Source organism: Companilactobacillus mindensis DSM 14500 (assembly GCF_001434275.1).
GTDB classification, from domain to species: domain Bacteria; phylum Bacillota; class Bacilli; order Lactobacillales; family Lactobacillaceae; genus Companilactobacillus; species Companilactobacillus mindensis.
Map to the genome: position 1 here is coordinate 1 of NZ_AZEZ01000027.1, position 18,476 is coordinate 18,476.

An 18,476-nucleotide genomic window follows, 5' to 3' on the forward strand; every position below is an offset into this window, starting at 1 on the left:
AAAAAGGCTCCATAACTGTTAGATTTCTTGTCTAACAATTATGAAGCACTTTAAATGCTTGGTATCCTTTTTTATCTAATCACTAAAGCCAACCGATAATCATAACATTATCTTGTCTTCCACATCCTAAGTATTCTGGATAGATCTGTAAAAAGTGGAATGGCATCCGGTGATAATTTCTTCTATTTAAATATTTTACTGACTACAGAAGATTTTCTAATGGAAACACCACATTGAATACCATTGTCCAGATATAATATTCTTTTACGTGAATCATATGAAACAACTCTGTCAACATTAGCTAAAGAGCTTTTATCGACTCGTAATAGGTTGCTATATTTAGCTTCAATTAAATTTAAATTACTAGGAAATGACACCTTTCGATTATCAGATTCTAGATTCACACGTCCAGGGGAATTCTTCTCTGTATATAATAAGACCAGTTCTTTCATAGGAATAGAAAAGTATTTCGATCCAACTTTATATCCAAATGTCAATTCCTTCTTAAAAATGGAACTTTGATAATATTTTTCGGTCAATTCAATATCATTGATAATTTTCTCTTTTATATCCTTAGAGCTTTTATCTTTTAACACATAATCTAGCGGTGAAATCTTCCTTTCTAATGTTAAAAAGGCCAATTCCTCATGTGTTGTCACGAAAACAATTCTAGCATCGGGAATACTATTTCTAACAAATTCAGCAATTTTTATGCCTGCCTTTATATCGCCATCAATTTCCATATCCAAAAAAAACAAACCAAATTGATCTTTAGAAAAAGAATTATAAAATGACTCCATGTTATTTGATTCTATTACGTCAATTGAATAATCATTGATCATTACTGTATTATCAATAATTTCTCTATAATACGCTCTTTGTTTGTCATTATCCTCTAGTAAATAAATTGAAAACATTATTGCCCACCTTTAAGAATCATTAGTGTAATTTTTAATTTATCGTTTATTATCTCTGTATCTAAATAAAGGTTACTATCCTTATCAATTAATCCCGACACATTTGCCAATCCGGTTCCATGTCCATTTCCTTTAGTAGAATAACCCTGTTTGAAAATATCTCTGACATCAACTGAATGATTCAAAGGATTTTCAATCGAAATTTCTATCACATCGTCATTTTTTATAAAAGCCAAATCAATATTTTTATTAGTACCCGTAATCGTTTCTTCAATCGCATTATCAAGTAATATTCCAACAATTCGAACAACATTTAGGATGTCATTATCAAGCTGAATATAATTATCAGTAATTTCAACATTTAACTTAACACCATTTGATTTTGCTTTAAAAAACTTTTGAATAACTAATCCCCTTAATGGTTCATTGGCTATTCTTTTATATTCGGAAATGATTTTCCCATCCAAATCAGAAGTAAATTCCTTTTGCTGTATTAGTTCTTGATATAATTCGTCGTAATTCTTGCTTGTTTTTTCAGTAGAACCAACATTCATTGACAAAACAATATTCTTAAAGTCATGTTTAAAACGACGTAGTTCATTATATTGGGCTTGAACACTTTCCAAATACTCGTTTAACTGTTTATTCTGTTCTGCTTCATTAGCCATTTTTTGACGAATAGAAAATATTTTAATCATATTCAGCATTTGCCATCCCATGAAAAAAACTATAAATAAAAATACAATTAAAATAGTTCCTCCAATAGCGGCCGTGATTCGTTCAATATTTCCGATAAATAATATGACTTCAAATGCAAAAAAGATAGAAAACAACATGTAGAATATTTGTCTTTCCATTTTCAGTGTTTTAATTTTAACCACAGTAGAAGTTATTATTGATTCTTTTTTTGTTATAACAATTAAAATAAGAATAATAATTATTAGATTCACAAACTCTGATGATACTAGCATCAAATCACCCTTACTAAGATTCAAGTGACGTGTAACCTCTACACCAGAGATAAGCTTCATACTCAAATAGGCACACAATTGAAATACGGCGACTTCTATTATTAGACTAAGAAGTAATAGATCAGATTTTTCATTTAAAATTTTTATTTTTCTAAATTTAGACTTGCTGTATGTAATAAAAAAGATTATAAAAATAAAATAACCAATATCGTCAAATAAAAGACAAAAAACACCACCAATAATTGATGGCATCACGTCATTTTTTAAATATTTAAAAGTAAATTCATTATTTAGCCTACGATATAACAAAAACGTAAAGAAAATAACAAAACAATCATTAAAAAAATCAATAGGTATACTTACATTTACCATTATTTATGTTTACTAAAAAAATTACCAATTTTTTTTAAAGTATTTGGGAAAAAACCAGCGACAAGAGATCTTGTTTTTCCACCTGAAATTGTTGCTAATTCTTTTTCTGAAATTTTTTTCATTATTAGATCCTCCTATTTGAAAAAATATTTTCCTTTTAAATAAAATTGTATTAGTTATTGAAGATATTAATGAATTAATTTATTAACGTAGCTATTTTAGCTATAAACGTTAGTTTTCATCTGTAATACAATAACAAAATATTATAGAAGATGCGAAAAATGAATGAAACCTAAGTGGTTCTCAAATGATTCAAAACATGCTCACGAGGCATTATCAATCTGTATTATTATTAATAATCAAAAAAAATAACAACAATCCAATACAAATTATTGTTATCTTTTTTGATTATATTTGTCCAACTTCAACTGAAGCATCATTGGATAATTTCTTTTGAAGATACTTTTCCATTTCTTTATATGAAATATTGAAGTTCATTTCAACTTGTTGTGGCCTCTTAGTATTGAAGATCACTGCTACTTTTGGCTTTCTACCTTGGATTTCAATCGGAATCAAGGTTACGTGAACTACTTGGGCGTAATCCAAAACGCCAGAATAAAAACCATTGAGAACGATCTTCTTATTTCCGACGCCACCAACACCATTCATGATGTTGAGCAACATGAACAAAGCGACCATGATGATATATGACAACTGATTAGTTGGTGAAACCAATAGCCACGCACCAATGAAGCCTGCAAAAATTAATGAAGAAATTTTATAAATCGATCTTATTTCAATTTGTGATTGCCAGTAAATATTAAAGGCTGCACCAAGAAAAAAGATGACATCAACTATTAGTAATATTACACTCATTTAACTCAATCCCTTTTCTAGTTATTCTTAATTAAAAAATTTTTATTCTATATCTTTAATCATCTATATTGTATCGTACATTATACGTTAAAAACATCATGATGAACTGGACATTTAATGAAAAACGCCCCATTTGTCTATATTTTTTCAGTTATTTGCCTAAAAAAATTTTATTATCGTTAAATAAGTGTAGAACCTTTTGTTATCAGTTTTTTGACCATTTTGTTAATGCTACCTAATTTTTTTGTTAAAAAAACTTTAAAACGGTTCTCTAACATGATATTATACTGTGAGACAAAAAGGGGGCGAACAACTTGAGTGAAAAAAATAAAAAACACGAAAGTTTGATTCAATATGCTAACGGTCCTTCCTTGGAAGAAATTAACGATACCGTTGAAGTTCCGACTGATGCTGGTTTCTTTAAAACCCTATTAGCATACAGTGGACCCGGAGCATTAGTAGCCGTAGGTTACATGGATCCAGGTAACTGGGTAACATCAATTGCTGGTGGTGCACAGTTCAAATACAAATTACTATCTGTTATCTTGATTTCTAGTTTGATTGCGATGCTTTTGCAATACATGGCGGCTAAACTAGGCATTGTGACCGGAAGGGATTTGGCACAACTAACTAGAGATAGAACTTCCAAAGTTGGTGGTTTCATTCTCTGGATCATTACTGAATTAGCAATTATGGCGACTGATATTGCCGAAATCATTGGTTCCGCGATTGCCATAAAATTGCTCTTTGGTATTCCAGTTCTATGGGGCGTAATTATTACCGCCTTTGACGTATTACTACTATTAGTCTTGATGAAACTTGGTTTCAGAAAGATCGAAGCTATCGTTGCTACATTGATTATGGTTATTCTTTTGATTTTCCTATATGAAGTTATTTTAGCTAAACCCGATATGGGTCAAATGATGGTTGGATTCATTCCTGAACCACGTATTTTACAAAATCAAAGCATGCTTTACCTTTCATTAGGTATCGTTGGTGCTACGGTTATGCCACATAATCTTTACTTGCACTCATCCATTTCACAGGCCAGAAAATATGATCGTGAAGACCAAAAGAGTGTTAAACAAGCTATCCGTTTCTCAACTTGGGATTCCAATATTCAATTAACATTGGCCTTTGTTGTTAATACTTTACTATTGCTACTTGGTGCCGCATTGTTCTTCGGTACTAAGAGTGAATTGGGTCGTTTCGTTGACCTTTTCAATGCTTTACAAGATCCAAAAGTTGCCGGAGCAGTTGCTAGTCCAGTGCTAAGTATTTTGTTTGCTGTTGCCTTGTTAGCTTCAGGTCAAAACTCAACTATTACTGGTACTCTATCCGGTCAGATCGTTATGGAAGGTTTCGTCCACATGAAGATGAAACTTTGGGTCAGACGTGTTGTTACTCGTTTGATTTCAATCATTCCAGTTATCACTTTCGCTATCGTTTTCCACGGTAACGAAGCCAAGATCGAATCACTTTTGACATTATCACAAGTATTCTTGAGTGTCGCTTTACCATTCTCGATCTTCCCACTGATCAAATTCACAAGTAATAAAGAACTGATGGGTGAATTTGCTAATAACAAAGTAGTCACGTATATCGGTTATTTTGTAGCGGTCATCTTGACCATTCTGAATATTTGGTTGATTTACACAACATTCGTACCAACAGCCTAATTAATAAAAATGAAGTCATCTAGCGAAAACTGGATGGCTTTTTTAATGCACTTTTAAAATATCAAATTTCTAATATTACTGACGCAAAATGAACTTTAGTCTGGAATGAAATTCTGGTGGATTGCTCTCACAGCATTCCAGCGATCCACCAGAATTTCATGGAAGACGGCAGTGAACATCTTTTCATAATTGTAAAATCACTGTATTATCTGTTATTATTTACCCAACAATACAAATAGAAAGCAAGGAATATTGATTGAATGCACTCGTAAATATGTATGGTCCATTCTTTGATCTTAATAATTGGGCAACCGTTATTGAATCAGGCGAAGATTGGTTAGTTATTCTCTCTTTAGTCGTTATGGAATGTATGTTGTCAGTCGACAATGCCGTCGTTTTGGCAGCTCAGACACAATCCTTACCGAACAAAGTTGAACAAGAAAAGTCCCTATTCTACGGACTATTCGGTGCCTATATTTTTAGATTTATCGTTATCGGACTAGGGGTATATTTGATCGACTTCTGGTGGATAAAAGTTCTCGGTGCCGGCTACTTGTTCTACCTTTTCATTGACCACTTCTTTATCAGTGGCAAAAAGAAAATCGAAGTTCCGACAGAAAAACCTAAAGCATCAGCTTTGGAACGTCATTTACATATCTCCAAATTCTGGCAAGTCGTCATCTCAATCGAATTGATGGATATCGTCTTTTCAATCGACTCAGTATTGGCTTCCCTAGCCGTTTCAAGCAATCCTGTTATCGTCTTGATCGGTGGTATGATCGGTATTCTAGCTATGCGTGGTATCGCTGAAATGATCATGGGCTTGATGAGCAAGATTCCCGAATTGAACGGTATGGCTTACTTCTTGATTCTGTTCATCTCTATCAAGTTGTTCCTTTCAATTCCCGCCATCGACATTGAAATCCCTAACCTAGTCTTCGTTGGCGTCTTGATTGCCTCAATTATTGTGACTTTGATCATTCACCAAATTCACAATAACCAAGCTCCTAAGGGTAAAAAATAATTTTTGGAAACGTCCGTTAAGGGCGTTTTTTTTATTTAGTCAAAAAAATAGCCCCAATTCTTAAAATTCAAGAATTGAAACTATTATCATCAATAAAATTGACTATATTAATATCTCGAAATCCAAAATCCTTAAATCAACTAGTCTGGAATGGAATTCTGGTGGATGCTCAGCCGTGGTAGGTTCTTATGGCGTACCTTGCCAGTTTAGAGACAGACAAGCTTAGAGACAATTCTATGAATTGGCTCTAAGTTGCTCTCACAGCGTTCCAGCAATCCACCAGAATTTCATGGAAGACGACAGTGAACAAAATCCAAAACCTACTTACGAGTACCATTTTGTAATTTAGAATGTTTCAACCCATAAGTCAGATAAACCACGATACCAATCGCAATCCAGATCCCCACACTCCATTTAGAAATGGCTGGCAACATGAACAAGAAGTACATGCTAGCTAGACCAGCAAAGATTGGCAAGACTGGATACCAAGGCATTTTGAAACCATTGTTAGGAATATCTTTTCGATGGCGCAAAGGAATGATCCCAAAAGAAATGAAGATAAAGGCCAACAGCGTTCCGGCATTGATCAAAGAAGTCAACTCCGTCAACGGTACCAAGCCAGCAAAGAAAGCCTGGACAACTGTTGCCACTAAAATGGCATTCTTAGGTACGAAGAATTTTTCATCGACTTCACCCATTTTTTCAGGTAACAAGCCGTCACGTCCCAAAGCATAAACTAAACGTGAACCACCGAAGAACATCGTTAATAATGAAGTAAAGATTCCGACCAAAGCACCCAAGGTGATCAATTTATTCCAAGTATTCAAATGAACTGCTTTCAACGCATAAGCTGCTGGGTCATCAACATTTAATTCTTTATAATTGACGATTCCGGTCAAAACTAACGAGAAACCAACGTATAAAATCACCGCTACGATCACGGTTCCCAAGATTCCTTTAACCATATCCTTTTTAGGATTGATTGTTTCAGCTGAATTGGCAGCCAAAGCATCGAAACCGACAAAGGCAAAGAATACCGTTGCGGCAGCGGTCGAGATCCCCCCTAATCCAAAGGGTGAAGTGTGAAATTCTTTCGGATAGAAAGGAACATAGTTACTCTTTTTAATATAGAAAATACCTACAACGATAAATAAAACGATAATGGCTACTTTCACTAAGACAGCCACATTTTCAACTCGTTTGGATAAACTGGCACCATGAGAAATAATGAAAGCAATCAACAAGACGATCAACGTCGCTGAAATGTTAATACCTCCGCCTTCAAGGGGACCAGCTGACAAGGCCTTTGGCAAAGTCACCCCAAAAGCCCTCAAGATATTGTTATTAAAATACGATGCGAATCCAACGGCTTCAGCGGAAACAGTTAAAAAATATTCCAAAATCAAAGCCCAACCGAGGATCCAACCAATAATTTCACCATAAATAACTGAACCAAACGAATAAGCAGATCCCGCAACCGGCATGGCTGAAGAAAATTCGGCGTAAGCCATACCAACGACACCAGATACCAACGCCGCAATCAAAAATGCTATGGCAACAGCTGGACCAGCATGTAAAGCAGCTTCGTGTCCAGGGAGAATAAAAATACCTGTACCAATAACGGCTCCAATACCTAGAGCCAATAGATCTTTGGCACCCAAACTTTTTATTAATTTTGAATCGGCCTTTAAATAAGTTCCCACAGATTCCCTTTTAAAGACGTTTTTCATAAAAATCGCTCCTTAATTGCCTCAAAAAAAACAAGTATATTAAGCTTCTATTTTACTACAATCTTTTTCATGAAAAAAGATTTTTTGTATACCATTAGTACACAAATGTTCAATTTCCCTTTACAATCAAAAAAGCCATGAGTTCCGATTAAGAATTCATGACTTCACTGTTTGTTTCCATCTGTCCGATATTTTGTTGGCGCATAGCCTGTATATTTTTTGAAGGTCTGACTAAAATAACTCAACCGTGTAAATCCCAAACTTTCAGAAATATCATTGATACTCTTGTCGGATTCCTTCAATAAGATCATTGCCTTTTGAATTTTGCGGGCATTCAAATAGACTGAAAAGCTCAAACCGGTTTCACGCTTGAAGAGTTTACTGAAATAATAATCGGATAAATAAACTTTACTCGACACTTGGTCTAAGGTTAAACGCTTATCCAAATTACTATCAATATATTCGATGGCTGAAATAATCGAGCTGTTTGATGTCGACATAATTTTGATTTGTTGCAGAGCTTTGCCTTCATTTTCCTTTAGGTCATCAATGGCATCGTCGACGTTCATTGAATATTTAATAACGAAATCATCAACTCCGCGGTCTTTAACGATCAACTTAGAAACGCTTTCAATCAAAAACTTTAAATAAGCTGCTTGATATTGCAGCTGCTGCATGACTTGTAAATGTTCGATCCCGATGTGTTGAACGTCTTTGGCTACGCAAACTTTACCGATCCGTTGATTGATCAAAACGATTCGCAACGGTGCATCGGCATATTCAAGATCGTACTTATACTTATTAACACTCAATTTGGATAGATCTGCCACTTGATCCATCTGCATTAACTGATTCGTCTTCTTTAATTTTCCAAAAATTCCGGTCTGTAAATGATCATCATTGCCCAGAATAAAAATAGCAATGCCATTCGTTCTTGCGTAGGCTTGTAACAGATGAATAAGCATTTTTTCATTGCTAGATAATAAAGACTTTAAATCAAACTCTTCCATAATTATTAGCCAACCAATCTACAATATTTAAATTTTTGTATTTAGATATTCCATTAGTACTACTGCATCATTATGTTCTTCGTCCTTGGCACTATATAAGATAAGAACATCTTGTGTCTTCAAAGCTGCTTTTAGTTCATTTAAAAATTCTTCTGTATAAGGATTATTGTTTATTTCATCCAAATATTTGTTTTTGAATTCGGGATACTTAGCTGGATCATGACTGAACCATTTTCGCAATTCAGCTGAAGGAGCGATCTGCTTGGCCCAAAGATCAAGTTGAGCTCTAACTTTTGACATGCCCCGTGGCCACAATCTATCTACTAAGACTCGATAGCCTGCTGGTAGCTCTTTATCGTAAATTCTCTTTAAAATTAGTTTTGTCATCTTAACAAACCTTCTTTTTATTAACATAATTGTATCAAATGAATTACGGTTATTTTTTACATCCTTTTTGCCTTTTTTAGCACTCAAACATTTAGAGTGCTAAATTCTTGAACTATACCACATATGTGCTATATACTGTATTTGTAATGAAGGGAAAGGAAGTAACAATAGTTATGGCAAATGAAATTATGGATCGTAATAACTTAATGAGAAACTGGTTCAATGGTGATTCATGGATGAACAATATTCCATCTTTATTTGATAACAATTTCCCAGAAGATTCAACATTAAAGACTGATATCAAAGAAACTGATAAGGATTATGAAGTACACGTTGATATGCCTGCTTTTAATAAGAAGGATATCGACATCAATTATGACAACGATGTTTTGACCGTCAGTGGTCACCGTGATAGTTTCGACGATCACAGCGATAAGAAAGGCGATATGATCATGAGTGAACGTTCAAGCGGTCGCTTTATGAGACAATATCACTTGCCCGCAGTTGATAGCGAAAAGATCACGGCTAACTATGACAAAGGTGTTCTAAAGGTAAGTCTTCCAAAGATGGAAAAGAAGGTTGAAACTGGACACCACATTGACATAGATTAATTAAACATATTCGACTAATATCAATTAACTTCGACTTTTTAATAAGAATCTAACTTCTAATCATTTAGAAATTAGATTCTTTTTTTGTAAAAAGTAGTATTTCTCACTCTTTTGGCGATAAAAAAGCAACTCTTCACAGAATCTTCACATTTTATAAATATATCCTTCATAAAGATTCAGTACTATATTACTTGTAGATGAGAGATACATAAATCCCTTTTCTCACCCCCTATAACATATATATTTAATCCCCTAAATAAAAACACCTTTCCCCGAGGTGTTTTTTTATGCTTTTTAAGTATCTGTATGTAGTAGTTGAGTAAAAAATAAGCTATACTGGTAGTTGCGGAGTGGATTACTCTACTCTGCTGGGATATAGCAATTTTATTATTGCTACAAGGACAAAGAATTTATAACTTTAAAATGACTTATCAAATTGGGCTATCCAATCTTTAATTAATTTTTATAATCAAAAATAATAACTTCAAGATAAGCCTGTAATATAAACCGTCGAAAAGAGAAAAAACTCTTTTCCATCCCCCCCTATAACAATATTCAATCCCCTATAAAAAAGCATCCTTCCCCAAGGATGCTTTTTTTATTGTTCATGCAATTTTTTTAAGGTTCCGCGCAAAATAAATTCTGAAGGAATCATCTTTTTAACAATTTCTTTTTCAAAAATAGACCAAAAAGCATATTCACCAATCTCCGTTAACTTGTGATCGATAGTCGAAAAATCTAACAAATGGCTGTAATCAAGATTCTCTTGCCCTATCACAGGAATATTCAGCTTCATTGTTTCCAACTGACGCAATACGCCTGCAGCGACTTGATCACTGTTAGTAAAAATCACTTTTAACTGTGGATCCTCTTTTACTAAATACTTAACCGCATCGATCCCATCGCTGTAATCCTGTGCATCCACAAACAAATGCTGCGAATCGATTTTTTGGCCAAAAACCTTTTTGTAGGCTGTTTTGGTCAGCTTAGTTGATGGACTGTCTTGTTCATTACGACTGGTTGTAACGCCGATATGGTCAAAATTTAAAACTTTCAAAACCTTAAAGACATCCACAAACGACGTTTCTCGATCTGTATAGGCACACGTGATTGGATAATCAAAGGTATTTTCACAACAGGTAATTGGGCCATATTGTTCATATTCAAGGATCTTTTCAAAGGAAATGGCTCTGGACGTAAAGATCAAACCATCAAAAGCGTGATGTTTCAACATTTCCAAATACTTGATCTCGCTTTTAGCATCATAATCCGATGGCAACAGCGTCACTTGATACTCTTCTTTAAAAGCTACCTTAGTGATGGCAGAGACTAGCTTTTGAAAATAAGGAATATCGATATATGGCAGAACCACGCCAACCGTGTTAGTTTTACCAGTACTCAAAGCTCTAGCTACATCGTTTGGATGGTAGTCCAATTGTTTCATTGCTTCCAAAATATCGGCCCGAGTATCTTTTGAAACGTAGCCCCGATTATTAATAACATGTGAGACAGTCGACACTGAATGTCTGGAAAGTTTAGCAACATCTCGAATATTAGACATCTTCATCACTCCAAATTGTAATTGTTAGCTTGCTACATCTTAAAATATTAGCTTATTTATGAAATAATTCAAACTTCATAATTTCTTCACATTTTCAAAATAATCGGTTCACACTTATTCAGTATAGTATTACTTGTAGATGAGAGATAACAAATCTCACCTCATCCCCCCTATAACATATATATTTAATCCCCTAAAAATAAAAGAACACCTTCCCCGGGTGTTCTTTTTTATTGTCTTATTTCAAGGCTGAATGAATCGCCGCTGCTTTCATCATCAAATTATCCACTTCAATATCGTGGAATCCATTCTCCTGCATCATCTCGGCTAAACGTTTAATACTAACGAACTTGTTGACCGAATCGTCGAGATATTGATACTCTGGTTTACTCTTGGCAAAAATTTTACCCATGATCGGCATTAAGCGATTGAAATATAATCTCCAACCAATTTTGACGATTGGCGTCTCTACTTTAAAGGTCTCCAGACAAATCATTTGGCCACCTGGTTTTAAAACCCGATATATTTCAGCTAATACTTGGTTAGCATCAGGAACGTTCCGCAAACCAAAACCAATCGTAACTGCGTCAAAACTGTTGTCGGGATAACGTAAATTCATCGCATCGCCCGACTCCAAAGTAATATTTTGCACTTTGGCATCGCTGACTTTGTGCTGAGCAATCTTGAGCATCTCTTGGCTAAAGTCCATACCGATAACTTCAGCGTGTGGGTACCGTTTTGCTAGCGTGATGGTCCAATCAGCCGTTCCACAGCACAGATCCAAAACCTTGTCCGGATTCACTTTGAGCTTTCGGGTAGCTTGTTGACGCCATTTTTGATGAGTTCCTAAACTCATGATCGAGTTCAATTTGTCATAGTTTCCCGCAATATGATTGAATGTCGTTTGGACATCCTTTTCAGGTACTTTGTTAGTCAATCCCATCGTTCTACCTCTAATCGACATCCTTGATTCTTCCATAATAATTCAAATAGCGGTTGCCACTCTTAGAGATGGTGTATTTTGATACTCCGGCATTTTTCGGTTGAATAATGTTGGAAATATTTTGAGCACCGGTCACAACTTTTAAGAAGGAACGACTGATGAATCCGTGACAGACGACCATGATCTTTTCATCGCCTTTTTTAGCCATATCGTTCATAAATTCTTCTACACGTTGATAAACGTGGTCATATTCTTCGCCATCTTTAGCGTATTGCGTATAATTTGGCAGTAAATAATTATTTTCGTCAAAAGCATCTGGGTGCTTAGCGCGCATTTCTTTTTCAGTCAAACCATCCCATGAACCATAATCGGCTTCATAAAGACGCTTGTCTTGTTTGATCTCATGTACGCCGTCATTTAAAATTTGGGCTGTTTCCATTGCACGTTTGAGCGGACTTGAATAAACCTCATCAAATTGATTGATATCAAGATTTTTTTTGAGCTCTTTTACTTGTTCGATTCCTTTGGCATTCAACGGCTTATCAGTCGACATCCCATTGATACGTCCCTCAAAGTTGGTATCCGTTTCACCATGTCTGACAATATATAATTCGACCATAATTTCTCCTCTTTGTTAGCGTTTTAAATCAATAATTATAGTATTTCATCATTGACTTTGCATTGCAACTCAATTATATTAAGTGTAATTAAATAAGATCCTTTAAACATTGGTCCCGTGAGGCTAATAAGGAAACACGTTAGTCTTTTATTTCGCATACACGGGATAGAGGACTATTTTTTTGCAAAAAAATATAAATTGGGGAGATGTTTTTTTGAGTACAAATGATGAGCAGTATCGAAATCCTGATGCGGTCTTAGACGTTTATGAAAAACCACCGCTAAGCAGTTGGGCCTTTCTATCATTACAGCACTTATTTTCAATGTTTGGAGCCACAGTCCTAGTACCACTATTGGTTGGCTTGGATCCAAGTATTGCCTTATTCAGTTCCGGTGTCGGAACTTTGATCCACATTTTGATCACGCACAGAAAAATCCCAGCTTACATGAGTTCAAGTTTCTCATTCATTGTTCCGATGGTCTCGTTGATGAAGACCGTTGGCTATCCTGGGGTTGCTCAAGGTACCATTGCCGTTGGTTGTGTGTACTTGATTGTTTCATTGATCGTTGGCTTCGTCGGTTCTGATTGGATCGATAAAGCTTTGCCTCCTATCGTTGTTGGACCTATCATCATCGTTATCGGTATGTCAGTTGCTGGTTCAGCTGCTAACAACGCCATGATGAACGGTTCGCACTACGATTTGAAATACTTTGGTATCGCTATGTTTACGTTATTCTTAACCGTTCTTTTGAACATGTATCTACGTGGATTCTGGAGTAACATCGCTATTCTTTTAGGTATCGTTGGTGGATACATTCTCTCAGTCTTTTGCGGAATCGTTGATTTCTCCAAGGTTGTTTCGACTCCTTGGTTCAAATTACCTGCTTTTGACTTGATGTTCGTTAATTACATGCCTCATCAAATTTATTGGGGAGCTATTCTGAGTTTTGCCCCTATCGCCTTTGTTACAATGGCTGAACACTTGGGTCACATCATGGTGCTCGACGAATTGACTAATCGTGACTTCTTCAAAGATCCTGGTCTTCACAAAACGCTTGCCGGTGATGGTACAGCTTCAATCGTAGCCGCCTTCCTTGGTGGTCCTCCTGTCACATCATATGGTGAAAATATCGGTGTTATGGCCGTTAATAAGATTTTCAGTGTTTACGTTGTTATCGGTGCCGCTGTCTTCGCTGCTTTGTTTGGATTCGTTGGTAAATTGAGTGCCTTGATCCAAACCGTTCCCGGACCAGTTATTGGTGGTATCAGTTTCATGCTCTTCGGTGTTATCTCATCAAGTGGTTTGAGAATCCTAGTTGACAATAAAGTTGACTTCAACGAAAAACGTAACTTAATGATTGCTTCCGTTATTATGGTTATCGGTATTGGTAATGCTTATCTACAAATGGGTAGCTTCCAATTTACTGGTGTCGGTGTTGCCACAGTTGTTGGTATCGTCCTTAACCTAATTTTGCCAAAGCACGCTTTGTCAGAAAACTGGGACGAAAAGAAAGATAATTGGAAAGAAGATTCTAAGAATCCCGGAACTAAATAATCAGAGAGTGAAACAAGCCGGTCAGATTCTGAGCAATTGCCTAAACCTGGGAATTATTTACCCGATTCTGGTAGATAATTTTCAGGCTGTAGCAATGCACAGGAATCTAGTTTGTGTAACTCGTTTCAAATAATAATCAAAACCTAAAAAAATCGACAGATTTCGAATTAATGAAATCTGTCGATTTTTTTATTGTAATTCTTCCAATTGTTTCATGAGTTTCTTGATTTGAAGTTTAATTTTTTGACCATAATCAGTATCGCTGACTGTCTTTCGTTCAGCTGAATGTTCAACAATTTGCTTTTCAATAACGACGTCGGACATCTCTTCAATCTCTTGTTTGCGACTAATAAATGGCCGTAACGTTACTAAACGAATCCCGAAAGAATCGAATAATAACGTATAACCGCCGATTTTTTCCATATCCGATAGACCATTGACCGTTACAAACTTATTGTTAGCTTGAATAGGATTCTCTTCAACAGTTGGTGTATGGCCATTTATAATGTGACCCCGACTGTTCATGCCGAATTCTTTCAAAATCTTATCAGCAAACCATTCTTTTCCAGATAGGGCAAAGAACGGATTGAGCGTTTCTTTTTGTAAGTCTTTATCATCAATAAAATAACGTTCAAAAGTAGCCATCTTATCTTTGCCGAAAAGTGGCGAATTCTTGCCTTCCCACATGTACCAAATCAAATCGGAATTGTAGCAATCCCCTGTCGTTGGATGATGCATCCCATCTTTGAGAATGTATTCATAGTAATCGCACAAGCTCTTGCCTGAATACTCGCGACCGTCAATTTGCCATTTTAAAAAGTTACCTTCCTTGTCGACTGGTATACAGCCGTGGAACAACATATTTCCGTTATGTTTCAAATACATTGAACCATTGTCTTGCATGAACCACATGTGTTCGTTCAATTTATTCGAGTGAGTGAATTGATTGATCAAATCGATGATGACAATCTGTTCACTGTGGGTGATCTGATAAGGTTTAGCTGGATTGACTGATTGGAAACAGCCATTCTTAATAGGATAAGTTTTGCCATCGATCGTAATTGAATTCTTATCCAAGCTCAATTTATCCAATAACAGACGATCATCCATATCAAATTCTGGCCGCCGTTTAATAGCTTGTCCTTCAAGTTTAAATTGCATAATAGCCGTGGCTTGTTGGATGCAGTGTCCAAATCCCTTTGAGCATCGGTAAGACCAGCAATATTGACTCGAGCTTCAAAATTAGGCAGCGGCTTGTAGCGGTTGCTGGCAAATTTTCGCAAAGACGTCAGGTCCATATCATAGACATCTTCAAGTAAACCTAGATTATGGTATCTGGCACTGATGCGTAACAGGTTCAACATGCACAGTTTTGACCCCGCCATACTGCCCATCCAAAGCACATCGTGATTGCCCCACTCAAAGTCAAAGTTTTGCCAACTTTCATTCAAATGTTCGATGATCAAATCTGGATGCGCCCCACGATCATACGTGTCACCGATAATATGAATTCGTTCGATGGCTAATTTTTGAATCGCATGACAGACGGCAATGGTAAAGTCAGCGCCCATCCGTAAATTGACGATATTTTTGATCATTTCATGATAATAAGGTTGCTTGTCTTCAGCACTCAAATCAGCTGACGATAATTCGTAGACAAATTCATGAAAATGATTGTCGAGAGCAATTTTTACAATATTAGAAGGATATTTATTGGCAACGTAGCGCATGACTTCGATCAGATGGTTGATCGTATCCATGTACCATTGTTCCGATTCGTCAATATCGGTGAGTTGCTTGTCGTTTTTTTCCAAAACCTCTTCTGGATAGTAGATCAGACAAACTAATTTTTTCTGATTCAACGTCGTCAAGCGACCATTGAACAGTTCCTCAACTTTACGGCTAATATTTCCAGCACCACTTCTGATGATGTTCAAATATTTGTCATTATTGCCATGGATATCGCTGATAAAAGCCTCAGTTCCCTTGGGCAAGTTTAAGTTGGCCGAGAGATTAATAATCTTAGTCTTAATTGCATTAATATTTGCGAATTCATTTTCCATTATTATGTAATACACCTTCTCCCCAAAAAACCTACAACAATTCTATGATAGCGTATACAAATGAACTATACCAAATGAAAAGTTTATTTCCAAGTATCAAAATAGTATTTGAGTTAAAATTATAATTATAGGAGGCTATATTATGAATTTAAAATTAGATTCTACTGTAACTTTGAATAACGGTGTGAAAATGCCACAACTCGGAATGGGTGTTTGGAAAGTTAACAACACCGGTGCCGCTCAATCAGTTGAATGGGCTTTAAAACACGGCTACAAGGCGATTGATACTGCTAAACAATATGGTAATGAAGTCGGCGTTGGCAAAGGTCTACAAAAAGGCTTTGCTGACAATGGTCTCAAACGTGAAGATATTTTTCTAACAACCAAAATCTTTAACGGCGATCAAGGCTATCAATCAACACTCGATAACTTTGAAGGTCAATTGAAGAACTTGCAAACAGACTACGTAGACCTATTATTGATTCACTGGCCAGTAAATGGAACATATCTCGAAACATGGCGTGCCCTTGAAACCATCTACAAAGAAGGCAAAGCACGTGCAATCGGTGTTTCTAACTTTAATATTGAAAGACTACAAGATATTCTCAAACACGCTTCTATCAAACCAGCGGTTAACCAAATGGAATTTAATCCACTTTGCCAAGAAGTCGATATCAAGAACTTCTGTGACGAAAATGGCATCTATCTTGAGGCTTGGTCACCACTTGGCGGCGGCTCAGTTCTAAAAGATCCAAGATTACAAAAGATTGCTGACAAGTACAACAAGTCAGTTGCTCAAGTTATTCTTCGTTGGGACTTACAACGTGGCGTTATCACTATTCCTAAGTCAGTTCACGAAGAAAGAATCGTTCAAAACGCTGACGTCTATGACTTCGAATTAAGCGAAGACGATATCAAGGAGATCAACGGTTTGGATACTGACAAACGCAGCCTCTGGTATGGTGACTTCTTCTGGAGTGGCAACCCTGATGGTTACAAAGACTCCGTTGAAGACTGGAAAGACTAAAGTGTGACAGAACTCGGTTAACTTCCGAGCAATAATTGAAAAATCTCAATATTCGCATTATGAATATTGAGATTTTTGCTATTATGCGGAAGAAGTTGAGTTCTGTTGCACGTTTATGCTGCATATTTAATGAAAAACACAATTGTGTCACAGTCTCTCTTTTTGCTAAAATCAAAAGAGCCTAAATGAAGCCATCGCGTCCTCCTACCAACTAAATTCTTCAAAATAAATTTGTCCATTTCCAGCACCATTTCGTTTCAAGCATTTCACCCAATGATGCATCATCGAACTAGGTCCACCAATTAGGAAAACAGTATTATGTTGCCAATCTTTAGGCAACTCATTCAACACTTGAGTATCTTGAAATCTGCCAACTTGAATATATGCCTGAAAGTTTGGGCGTTGCTGCCAATTTTTAAATCTATCTAAATAAAGTAAATCAGCTTGATGATGAGCTGTATAAAAGATTTGAATATTCCGCTTTTCATTTGCTTCAATTGTTGATAATAACGGCGTTACACCAATTCCACCTGCCAAAATAACTATGTTGCTATTCTGTGGCTGATCGTCCAAAAATTTTTGATAACGACCATAGCCACCATCTATATTGACCCGCGACTCTGCCGTAACTTGCGTTAAAGCTTTTGTAAAATCGCCATCGCCACGAATGGCCAATTCAATTTCTCGGTTTTTACTAGGCACATTAGCAATCGAAAAAGGATGCATTTCTTTTAAGCCTGGATAATCGGGAAAAGCTAAAAAAATATAGTCTCCAGCCAATAATTCAATTCGGGAACTCCGTGGTAATTTGACAACTAATTCTTGTACGTTTTGCGCAATCGTTCGATTGGATAGCAATATTCCTTGTTCGTAGGTCAGCGGTTGAATAAATTTGCTAAATAAATAGCCTCCCAAAACAAAAATACTAGCTATATCAAACATATAAATAAAAGGATGAATTGCCGTAATATAACTGATTCAAATTTAGTTACATACAATTATTTAGATACACTAATAGGTCATCCAAAAATCAGCTGGATGACCTAGTTTTAGTACTGTTTTAAATAAAATATAAAATCATTAGATTTAAAGTTTTAATACTACTAATGTAAAACAAATAAAAAACCGTTT

18 protein-coding genes are annotated in these 18,476 nt (G+C 35.9%); 5 read left to right on the top strand and 13 right to left on the bottom strand.

Annotation, left to right across the window (positions count from 1 at the left end; all coding sequences use genetic code 11):
- Positions 1-182: 182 nt before the first annotated feature.
- From FD29_RS03360 to FD29_RS03370, 4 genes are all read right to left on the bottom strand, one after another.
- Positions 183-917, bottom strand: coding sequence for a LytTR family transcriptional regulator DNA-binding domain-containing protein (locus FD29_RS03360; protein ID WP_057887555.1), 735 nt, complete (start codon positions 915-917; stop codon positions 183-185).
- A complete protein-coding gene (locus FD29_RS03365; protein ID WP_057887556.1) occupies positions 917-2,260 on the bottom strand; it encodes a sensor histidine kinase in 1,344 nt (447 codons plus the stop codon). Before FD29_RS03365 ends, FD29_RS03360 begins: the two co-directional genes overlap by 1 nt.
- Positions 2,260-2,382 (bottom strand): bacteriocin, encoded by a 123-nt coding sequence (locus FD29_RS11215; protein ID WP_083477759.1) that lies wholly within the window; start codon positions 2,380-2,382, stop codon positions 2,260-2,262. The genes FD29_RS03365 and FD29_RS11215 overlap by 1 nt, the downstream gene beginning before the upstream one ends.
- 286 nt (positions 2,383-2,668) lie before the next feature.
- Positions 2,669-3,136, bottom strand: a complete 468-nt coding sequence (locus FD29_RS03370; protein ID WP_057887557.1) for a hypothetical protein — start codon at positions 3,134-3,136, stop codon at positions 2,669-2,671.
- 314 nt (positions 3,137-3,450) lie between these two features.
- Between FD29_RS03370 and FD29_RS03375 the strand changes: the two genes are divergently transcribed.
- Positions 3,451-4,815: an Nramp family divalent metal transporter gene (locus FD29_RS03375; protein ID WP_057887558.1), complete on the top strand. Its 1,365-nt coding sequence runs from the start codon at positions 3,451-3,453 to the stop codon at positions 4,813-4,815.
- A gap of 256 nt (positions 4,816-5,071) precedes the next feature.
- Complete coding sequence (locus tag FD29_RS03380) at positions 5,072-5,839, top strand: TerC family protein (protein ID WP_057887559.1); 768 nt, start codon at positions 5,072-5,074, stop codon at positions 5,837-5,839.
- Positions 5,840-6,159: 320 nt separating this feature from the next.
- Here the strand turns inward: FD29_RS03380 and FD29_RS03385 are convergent, their stop codons facing one another.
- The 3 genes from FD29_RS03385 to FD29_RS03395 all read right to left on the bottom strand — a co-directional run bounded on the left by FD29_RS03385 (position 6,160) and on the right by FD29_RS03395 (position 8,966).
- On the bottom strand, positions 6,160-7,569 hold the full coding sequence (locus FD29_RS03385) for an APC family permease (RefSeq protein ID WP_057887560.1): 1,410 nt from the start codon (positions 7,567-7,569) through the stop codon (positions 6,160-6,162).
- A gap of 164 nt (positions 7,570-7,733) precedes the next feature.
- Positions 7,734-8,579, bottom strand: coding sequence for a helix-turn-helix domain-containing protein (locus tag FD29_RS03390; protein ID WP_057887561.1), 846 nt, complete (start codon positions 8,577-8,579; stop codon positions 7,734-7,736).
- 27 nt (positions 8,580-8,606) lie between these two features.
- Positions 8,607-8,966 carry a DUF488 domain-containing protein gene (locus FD29_RS03395; RefSeq protein ID WP_057887562.1) on the bottom strand — a complete coding sequence of 120 codons (360 nt, stop codon included), beginning with the start codon at positions 8,964-8,966 and terminating at the stop codon, positions 8,607-8,609.
- A 173-nt stretch (positions 8,967-9,139) separates the two neighbouring features.
- On the opposite strand from FD29_RS03395, the gene FD29_RS03400 reads away from it, so the two are divergent.
- Entirely contained in the window at positions 9,140-9,577 is a 438-nt protein-coding gene (locus tag FD29_RS03400; RefSeq protein WP_057887563.1) for an Hsp20/alpha crystallin family protein, read from the top strand.
- 598 nt (positions 9,578-10,175) lie between these two features.
- Here the strand turns inward: FD29_RS03400 and FD29_RS03405 are convergent.
- The 3 genes from FD29_RS03405 to FD29_RS03415 form a co-directional block, all read right to left on the bottom strand.
- Positions 10,176-11,138, bottom strand: a complete 963-nt coding sequence (locus tag FD29_RS03405; RefSeq protein WP_057887564.1) for a LacI family DNA-binding transcriptional regulator — start codon at positions 11,136-11,138, stop codon at positions 10,176-10,178.
- 238 nt (positions 11,139-11,376) lie between these two features.
- The gene (locus tag FD29_RS03410; RefSeq protein ID WP_057887565.1) at positions 11,377-12,081 is read right to left on the bottom strand and encodes a demethylmenaquinone methyltransferase; all 705 of its coding nucleotides are present in this window, start codon (positions 12,079-12,081) and stop codon (positions 11,377-11,379) included.
- A 10-nt stretch (positions 12,082-12,091) separates the two neighbouring features.
- A complete protein-coding gene (locus tag FD29_RS03415) occupies positions 12,092-12,700 on the bottom strand; it encodes a histidine phosphatase family protein (protein WP_057887566.1) in 609 nt (202 codons plus the stop codon).
- A gap of 214 nt (positions 12,701-12,914) precedes the next feature.
- Between FD29_RS03415 and FD29_RS03420 the strand changes: the two genes are divergently transcribed.
- Positions 12,915-14,255 carry a uracil-xanthine permease family protein gene (locus FD29_RS03420; protein WP_147007961.1) on the top strand — a complete coding sequence of 447 codons (1,341 nt, stop codon included), beginning with the start codon at positions 12,915-12,917 and terminating at the stop codon, positions 14,253-14,255.
- A 189-nt stretch (positions 14,256-14,444) separates the two neighbouring features.
- Here the strand turns inward: FD29_RS03420 and FD29_RS11735 are convergent, their stop codons facing one another.
- Positions 14,445-15,416: a fructose-bisphosphatase class III gene (locus FD29_RS11735; RefSeq protein ID WP_268871998.1), complete on the bottom strand. Its 972-nt coding sequence runs from the start codon at positions 15,414-15,416 to the stop codon at positions 14,445-14,447.
- Positions 15,335-16,318, bottom strand: coding sequence for a fructose-bisphosphatase class III (locus FD29_RS11740; RefSeq protein ID WP_268871999.1), 984 nt, complete (start codon positions 16,316-16,318; stop codon positions 15,335-15,337). Before FD29_RS11740 ends, FD29_RS11735 begins: the two co-directional genes overlap by 82 nt.
- 142 nt (positions 16,319-16,460) lie before the next feature.
- Between FD29_RS11740 and FD29_RS03430 the strand changes: the two genes are divergently transcribed.
- Positions 16,461-17,345, top strand: a complete 885-nt coding sequence (locus tag FD29_RS03430) for an aldo/keto reductase (RefSeq protein ID WP_057887567.1) — start codon at positions 16,461-16,463, stop codon at positions 17,343-17,345.
- 204 nt (positions 17,346-17,549) lie between these two features.
- On the opposite strand, the gene FD29_RS03435 is transcribed toward FD29_RS03430, so the two are convergent.
- The gene (locus FD29_RS03435; protein WP_057887568.1) at positions 17,550-18,203 is read right to left on the bottom strand and encodes an FAD-binding oxidoreductase; all 654 of its coding nucleotides are present in this window, start codon (positions 18,201-18,203) and stop codon (positions 17,550-17,552) included.
- Positions 18,204-18,476 lie beyond the last annotated feature (273 nt).

Bases quoted from the DNA above. Each gene is read 5' to 3' on its own strand.
- FD29_RS03360 (WP_057887555.1), bottom strand. From the start codon at position 917: ATGTTTTCAATTTATTTACTAGAGGATAATGACAAACAAAGAGCGTAT.
- FD29_RS03365 (WP_057887556.1), bottom strand. From the start codon at position 2,260: ATGGTAAATGTAAGTATACCTATTGATTTTTTTAATGATTGTTTTGTT.
- FD29_RS11215 (WP_083477759.1), bottom strand. From the start codon at position 2,382: ATGAAAAAAATTTCAGAAAAAGAATTAGCAACAATTTCAGGTGGAAAA.
- FD29_RS03370 (WP_057887557.1), bottom strand. From the start codon at position 3,136: ATGAGTGTAATATTACTAATAGTTGATGTCATCTTTTTTCTTGGTGCA.
- FD29_RS03385 (WP_057887560.1), bottom strand. From the start codon at position 7,569: ATGAAAAACGTCTTTAAAAGGGAATCTGTGGGAACTTATTTAAAGGCC.
- FD29_RS03390 (WP_057887561.1), bottom strand. From the start codon at position 8,579: ATGGAAGAGTTTGATTTAAAGTCTTTATTATCTAGCAATGAAAAAATG.
- FD29_RS03395 (WP_057887562.1), bottom strand. From the start codon at position 8,966: ATGACAAAACTAATTTTAAAGAGAATTTACGATAAAGAGCTACCAGCA.
- FD29_RS03400 (WP_057887563.1), top strand. From the start codon at position 9,140: ATGGCAAATGAAATTATGGATCGTAATAACTTAATGAGAAACTGGTTC.
- FD29_RS03405 (WP_057887564.1), bottom strand. From the start codon at position 11,138: ATGTCTAATATTCGAGATGTTGCTAAACTTTCCAGACATTCAGTGTCG.
- FD29_RS03410 (WP_057887565.1), bottom strand. From the start codon at position 12,081: ATGGGATTGACTAACAAAGTACCTGAAAAGGATGTCCAAACGACATTC.
- FD29_RS03415 (WP_057887566.1), bottom strand. From the start codon at position 12,700: ATGGTCGAATTATATATTGTCAGACATGGTGAAACGGATACCAACTTT.
- FD29_RS11735 (WP_268871998.1), bottom strand. From the start codon at position 15,416: ATGCAATTTAAACTTGAAGGACAAGCTATTAAACGGCGGCCAGAATTT.
- FD29_RS11740 (WP_268871999.1), bottom strand. From the start codon at position 16,318: ATGGAAAATGAATTCGCAAATATTAATGCAATTAAGACTAAGATTATT.
- FD29_RS03430 (WP_057887567.1), top strand. From the start codon at position 16,461: ATGAATTTAAAATTAGATTCTACTGTAACTTTGAATAACGGTGTGAAA.